Genomic DNA, 6,765 nt, shown 5'->3' on the forward strand with positions numbered 1-6,765 from the left:
CTGTGGCTTCGCCGCTGCGGCGGTCAATCGCAAACACATACGCCTCCATTCCATGACCCGATTTATACTGAGGCGCCAGAAAGTAAACATCCGCGTCTTGGAAACGTACCTGCTCGAAAGGAACCTTCCCGTCATTGGGTCTTACAAATAAAAAGGCAGGCAGGTCCAATAACAGAGTATCTTCCTTCCCGGCTTGCCTGTAAACGATGGAATAGTCGGCCTGAAACGTCAGGTCCCCTTCCCGTCCGTAATTGCTCGGAACCGCTAAATGCCCCCGTTCCTCCCTTCCTTGGGAAATCATGAGGAGAGTCCCTTGCCGGGTCACGGTTTCTGCACGAACCGCTCCCGTATCCGAAGCCGAGTCAAGCACAACCGATCCCGAAAGGAACGATTCCGGAAATCGGCTGACCCGTTCAACCGAAGTGCCCGGGGAAGAAGTGGATGGCTGCTGCATAATTTCGCCAGGGTTGTCATCCGTCGATGAAATCTCAGTGGATACAGCGTTATCCGGTAGATCGTCGCTTTGATTACAGGCGAGTAAGAAACCGAATAACAACATCGATGCCATCGTTAATGGAACTTTCCTCATGTCGCTCTTTCCTGCTGCCGCCCGGCCGATTCCGAATCCGCCAATCCGTCATGTTCAACCGTAGATAACAGCTCTTCATTTCGGACCTCTAATAGATACTCCTTATACACGCGGTCCCTGCCGCCATGCTGGTCGTACCAGTTCTGTATCCGCCGTACGTGCTCCTTGTCGTTTCTTATTTTAGCCTCAATCTCCTCGTACTGATCGCGGCTGTCATATTCCCAAATCGCAAAAATTTCGGTAGTGGATTCATCACGAGGCACCATCCATCTTCCGATCAGGCGGGTGCCGTGCTTCATTTGATTAGGTAAATTGGTTTCATTAAAATGGCGGTTGAAAACGTCCACGAATTCATTTTTCACAATGTAAAATTTTCTGCGGTAAAACATCCGTTCACTTCCTTCCACATTATTCAACCCAAACTTTTCGATCCTCCATATGCTGAAATTCGATCCAAAGACGATCGTACTGCTCTTTTAGCTCTTCTCGCTGCGAACTGTCTCGTAATAAGGCCATTCTCCCGCCTCCTTCGACTCGTCTATTATTATAAACGCCTCCCGGAGTGCAAACGTTATGTTTTTTGCTGGGGTATGCCTTTTATTTATGGTAAAATAAAACATTATCGTTCAAGAAACGGAGGGCCATGACTTATGAAAAAGCGGCTGGATAAGTTATAACGTGCCTCAGGCCGAGAGCGCTGTTTCCTTCGGATTCGCGGACCGCCTTCCTTCAAGGATGACATTGCAGACCTAGAAAATAGGGGAGGTTGAAGGCAAAATGCGAAGTGAGCAAGAAATGATGAAGCTGCTTTTGGATTATGCAAAACACGATGACCGGATTCGATTGGTGACCTTGGAAGGATCGCGCACCAACAAAAATATCCCTCCGGATGCATTCCAGGATTACGACATTTCTTATTTTGTAACTGAGATGGATTCGTTCAAGGAGCATGACGGGTGGCTCGATTTTTTGGGAAACCGCATCATGATGCAAAAACCTGAGGATATGGAGCTGTTTCCGCCGGAACTGGACAATTGGTTTTCCTATCTAATTCACCTGGAAGACGGCAATAAAGTTGATTTGACTCTGATTCCATTCAATGAGGTGGAGAACTATTTCACCCAAAGCGACGGTTTGGTCGAGGTGTTGCTGGATAAGGATGCTGTCATGACAAATGAGGTGATCGCGGATGACCGCCAGTATTGGATTAAGAAGCCTACGGCCAGGGAGTTTGACGATTGCTGCAATGAGTTCTGGATGGTATCCACTTACGTAGTCAAGGGATTGGCGCGTAAAGAAATCCTGTTTGCCATCGACCACTTGAACGAGATCGCACGGCCCAACCTGCTGAGGATGATGGCCTGGCAAATTGGCTCTGAGCACGGGTTTGCCTTTAGCGTAGGAAAAAATTATAAATTTATCGACCGTTACCTTCCCGTTGAAGATTGGGAGACTCTGCTGTCAACCTACGCGGAGAACGGGTACGAGCACATGTGGAAGTCTTTATTCACTTGTTACGAGCTGTTCAGAAAATACTCCAAAGTGGTGTCTAGCCGTCTCGGATATCCGTATCCCGATTACGACGAAGCCATTTCAAAGTATACCGAAAATGTTTATTCTGCATGGAAGTAAATGAACCGTTATTAAAAAAGGCTGGCATCCGGGGGATGCCAGCCTTTTCTGTTAAGCTGCTTCAAAACGATCACTTCAGAAAAGTCACTTTCTTCTTATTATAAATATCGAAGGCTACGGCCGCCAAAAGGACAAGACCCTTAATCCCTTGCTGCCAGTCGACCCCAAGACCGATGAGGGACATCCCGTTGTTGAGCACGCCCATGACGAGGCCGCCGATAATGGCGCCGAATACCGTTCCGATGCCGCCCGTCGCCGATGCCCCTCCGATGAAGCTTGCGGCGATCGCGTCCAGCTCAAAGTTGGTGCCGGCTCTAGGCGTGGCCGCGTTCAGGCGTGCCGCAAAGATGAGGCCCGAGATGGCGGCCAGCACGCCCATGTTGACGAAGACCCAGAACGCCACCTTTTTCGTCTTCACGCCGGACAGGTCCGCCGCTTTTTCGTTGCCGCCGAGAGCGTAAATATGGCGGCCCATCACGGTTTTGTTCATGACGAACGAGTAGATAATAATGAGCACCAGCAGCAGAATCAGAATGTTCGGCAGCCCGGCGTAGATCGCAAGCATAAAGGTAAATGCGTTGATGATGGCCGCAATGACGACAAGCTTCAGGATGAACAGTCCGCCGGAAACCACTTCAAAGTTATATTTCTTTTGCGTTCTGCGGTCGCGGAGCTCATTGACGATATAGATGACGGTGAAAAGAATTCCCGCCAACACCGCCACGATGTTCGTTCCGGCACTGCCGAAATCCGGAATGAAGCCGGAGCTGATCTTCTGAAATCCGTTCGGAAACGGTGCGATGGACTGCCCTTTCAGCACGATCATCGTCAGACCGCGGAACAGCAGCATGCCGGCCAGCGTGACGATAAACGCCGGGATTTTTACATAAGCGACCCAAAAGCCCTGCCAAGCGCCGATCAGCGCACCGACAACCAGGGAGGCGATCACGGCGACAACCGGATGCCAGTGCAGGTCAACCATCATAATGGCGGCCACCGCACCGACGAACGCGGCGATCGAGCCGACCGACAGGTCGATATGCCCGGTAATAATGACCAGCACCATCCCGATCGCCAGGACGAGAATGTAGCTGTTTTGCAAAATCAGATTGGTAATGTTAATCGGCTTGAGCAGCAGGCCGCCCGTAATAATTTCAAACAAAATCATGATGACGACAAGGGCGATGATCATCCCATACTGCCGGATATTATTTTTAAACAGTTTAACCAACGTTTCCATGCTTGGCCCCTCCAGTCTTGGTCATATATCTCATCAGCGTCTCCTGCGAAGCTTCTTCACGGCTCACTTCGCCCGTGATCCGGCCAGCGTTCATCACATAAATGCGGTCGCAGATCCCTAGAATTTCCGGGAGCTCGGAAGAAATAACGAGGACGCCTTTGCCCTCATCGGCCAGCTGATTGATAATCGTATAAATTTCGTATTTGGCTCCCACGTCGATTCCGCGCGTCGGTTCGTCGAGAATGAGGATATCCGGCTCGGAAAAAATCCATTTGCTCAGCACCACCTTCTGCTGGTTGCCTCCGCTGAGATTCCCCGTTTTCTGCAAAATGTTCGGCGTCTTAATCTTCAGCTTCTTCCGCATTTCCTCCGCCACCAGAACCTCCTGCTTATCGTCGATCACCGTGCCCTTGGCCAGCTTGGGCAGCCCCGTCAACGAAATGTTGCGCTTGATATCGTCGATCAGGATCAGGCCGTAATGCTTACGGTCCTCTGTCACGTACGCAAAGCCGTTGTCGATCGCCTGCGTGATCGTGTTATTCTGGATCGGCTTTCCGTCCTTGATCAGCGTCCCGGAAATGTTGCGTCCATAAGCTTTGCCGAAAATGCTCATCGCCAGCTCCGTTCGCCCGGCCCCCATCAGCCCGGCAATACCGACGATCTCCCCCCGCCGGATATGAAGATTGACCTGATCCAGCATTTTGCGGTCGCTCCGCTGTTCGTCGTACACGGTCCAGTCCTTGACCTCCAGAATGGTATCGCCGATCTTCGGCGTGCGCTCCGGATACCGGTTCGTCAAGTCCCGCCCGACCATGCCGCGGATAATCCGGTCCTCGTTCACGTCCCCGCCCTTCATGTCAAGCGTCTCGATCGTTTGGCCGTCGCGCAAAATCGTGATCGAATCGGATACTTTCGACACCTCGTTCAGCTTGTGGGAGATGAGAATGCAGGAGATGCCCTGCCGCTTGAATTCCAGCATCAGCTGGAGCAGGTTTTCGCTGTCGTCCTCGTTTAGGGCCGCGGTCGGCTCATCCAGGATGAGCAGCTTGACCTTTTTGGAGAGCGCTTTCGCAATTTCGACCAGCTGTTGCTTGCCGACCCCGATATTGCCCACGGGCGTGTTCGGGTTTTCCTTCAGTCCGACTTTGTCCAGCAGCTCTTTCGCTCCCGTGATCGTTTCATTCCAGTTCATGATGCCGCGGCTTGACCGTTCATTGCCGAGGAATATATTTTCCGCAATCGACAGATACGGGATCAGCGCGAGCTCCTGGTGGATAATAACGATGCCGAGCTCTTCGCTGTGCTTGATATTTTTAAATTCGCAGGTTTTCCCTTGGAATAAAATCTCTCCGTCATAGGTACCGTGCGGATAGACCCCGCTCAGCACCTTCATCAGCGTCGACTTGCCCGCCCCGTTCTCCCCGCACAGGGAGTGAATTTCGCCTTCCCGGATTTTAAGGTTCACGTTGCTCAGCGCCTTTACGCCGGGAAACTCCTTCGTAATGTTCCGCATTTCCAAAATGTATTCCGACATGTGAGCTTCACCTTCCCCTCGCTTCGCTTATGTTGATTCCGAACTACGGACTACTTCAGACCAATTTCCGCCTTGGTGTAATAACCGGATTCCACCATCTCTTTCTCGACGTTCGTCGCATCGACCGATACCGGCGGCAGCAGATAAGCCGGCACGACTTGGATGCCGTTATCGTAAGACTTCGTATCGTTGACTTCCGCCTTCTGGCCCTTCAGGATGCTCTCAGCCATCTTGACCGCCTGCTCCGCCAGCTTGCGGGTGTCTTTGAACGACGATGGACTTAATCGAAGCAAGCTCCCCGTCCTGGCCGGTGATGATCGGCATCGGCTTTTTGGCCGTACCGTAGCCGACGCCCTTCAGCGAAGAAATGATCCCGATGCTGATGCCGTCGTACGGCGACAGCACCGCGTCCAGGTTCGCGTTCGAGTAGTTCGCGCTGAGCAGGTTATCCATCCGGGATTGCGCCAAGGCGCCGTCCCAGCGGAGGGTCGCGATCTGCGCCATCGTCGTCTGCTTGCTGCGGACGACCAGCTTGCCGGAGTCGATATACGGCTTCAAAATGGACATCGCGCCGTCGTAGAAGAAATAGGAGTTGTTGTCGTCCGGCGATCCGCCGAACAGCTCAATATTGAAGGGGCCTTTGCCTTCCTTAAGACCTAGCTTCTGCTCAATATAGGAAGCCTGCAGCACGCCGACTTTGAAATTGTCGAACGTCGCGTAGTAGGACAGATACGGCGTGTTCCGGATCAGCCGGTCATAGGAGATGACTTTAATCCCCTGATCATGCGCCTTCTTGATGACGTCGGTCAGCGTGTTTCCGTCAATCGAGGCGACGACAATGACGTCAACCCCCTTGGTAATCATGTTCTCGATTTGCGAAATCTGGTTCTCGACCACATCCTCCGCAAACTGCAAATCGGTCTTGTAGCCTTTTTCCTGGAACAGCCGCTCCATGTTTTTGCCGTCGTTCACCCAGCGCTCGGACGATTTGGTCGGCATCGCCAGCCCGACATAGCCCTTGCTTTTATCACCGGCTCCGCTCTCGGCCAGATTGCAGGCCGTCAGGGCCATCAGCATCGCGACCATCAGGAGCGCTAACATTGCTTTCTTCATCGGTACGTTCTCCTTTCCGGTATGCCCAAGGTCGAGAGCGCTTACATCCGATGGATCGTAAAGCCTCTCTGTACTTCAAAGGATACATGCTGACCCGCGCCGGGGTCTTTCCACGGATCGAACCTTTTTTATAAATTTCAAACCTTTATTGGGATCGTTGCCGGAGGGTCATGCCAGGGTAAGACGTGGGGGATGGCTATAAGGGCAAATAAAAAACGACCGAAAAATTTCGGTCGTCGGTCGTCAGGTTTATAATGATGCCGCCTGCTCCTCCCGGGCCTCTACACTTCTTGATACGCGTCGCCACGCCGGTATCGGTTGGGAGAGACGCCCATCACCTTCTTGAACGCTGTGCTGAAGTAATGCTGGCTGTCGTAGCCGACCTGCTCGGCAATTTCGTGGATGGTCAGGCTCGTCGCGTTCAGCAGCTGGATCGCTTTGCGGATCCTCGTCTGCGTCAGGAAGCCGACGAAGGAAGTCCCCAGCTCCTTTTTCAGCATCCGGCTCAAATAAACCGGCGATACCTGCAGGCTCTCCGCAAACGACTCCAGCGTAAGTTCGGGCCGGTCGTAATTGTCGTGGATGAGCTGTCGGGCCCGCCGCACCAGCGGGGACAGCTGCGCGTCCCGGAACACCGCCTCCCGGCAGGCGTCATAC

General features: G+C 52.7%; 5 protein-coding genes and 2 pseudogenes. 1 reads left to right on the plus strand and 6 read right to left on the minus strand.

The features are described from left to right. A pseudogene (locus CPT76_RS37575) lies at positions 1–589 on the minus strand (hypothetical protein); the annotation flags it as partial. Further along, positions 586–978 carry an NIPSNAP family protein gene (locus CPT76_RS18200; RefSeq protein WP_105443837.1) on the minus strand — a complete coding sequence of 131 codons (393 nt, stop codon included), beginning with the start codon at positions 976–978 and terminating at the stop codon, positions 586–588. The pseudogene CPT76_RS37575 and the gene CPT76_RS18200, both read right to left, overlap by 4 nt. A 388-nt stretch (positions 979–1,366) precedes the next feature. Between CPT76_RS18200 and ant(6) the strand changes: the two genes are divergently transcribed. Then, complete coding sequence (gene ant(6) / locus CPT76_RS18205; protein WP_105443838.1) at positions 1,367–2,221, plus strand: aminoglycoside 6-adenylyltransferase; 855 nt, start codon at positions 1,367–1,369, stop codon at positions 2,219–2,221. 70 nt (positions 2,222–2,291) lie between these two features. Here ant(6) and mmsB read toward each other — a convergent pair whose 3' ends face one another. The 4 genes and pseudogenes from mmsB to CPT76_RS18225 all read right to left on the minus strand — a co-directional run. Beyond that, positions 2,292–3,461: a multiple monosaccharide ABC transporter permease gene (gene mmsB, locus CPT76_RS18210; protein WP_105443839.1), complete on the minus strand. Its 1,170-nt coding sequence runs from the start codon at positions 3,459–3,461 to the stop codon at positions 2,292–2,294. Further along, the gene (mmsA, locus tag CPT76_RS18215) at positions 3,445–4,995 is read right to left on the minus strand and encodes a multiple monosaccharide ABC transporter ATP-binding protein (RefSeq protein WP_105443840.1); all 1,551 of its coding nucleotides are present in this window, start codon (positions 4,993–4,995) and stop codon (positions 3,445–3,447) included. Before mmsA ends, mmsB begins: the two co-directional genes overlap by 17 nt. Before the next feature lie 50 nt (positions 4,996–5,045). Further along, positions 5,046–6,108, minus strand: a pseudogene (gene chvE, locus CPT76_RS18220) (multiple monosaccharide ABC transporter substrate-binding protein). Positions 6,109–6,389: 281 nt separating this feature from the next. Further along, a partial coding sequence (locus CPT76_RS18225; RefSeq protein WP_146116343.1) for a helix-turn-helix transcriptional regulator occupies positions 6,390–6,765 on the minus strand: 376 nt, incomplete at its 5' end.

Origin of the sequence: Paenibacillus sp. AR247 (genome assembly GCF_002968895.1) — a bacterium.
Lineage (GTDB): Bacteria > Bacillota > Bacilli > Paenibacillales > Paenibacillaceae > Paenibacillus_AQ > Paenibacillus_AQ favisporus.

Excerpts from the sequence above, each read along its gene's own strand:
- mmsB (WP_105443839.1), bottom strand. The coding sequence starts at position 3,461 with ATGGAAACGTTGGTTAAACTGTTTAAAAATAATATCCGGCAGTATGGG.
- CPT76_RS18200 (WP_105443837.1), bottom strand. The coding sequence starts at position 978 with ATGTTTTACCGCAGAAAATTTTACATTGTGAAAAATGAATTCGTGGAC.
- mmsA (WP_105443840.1), bottom strand. The coding sequence starts at position 4,995 with ATGTCGGAATACATTTTGGAAATGCGGAACATTACGAAGGAGTTTCCC.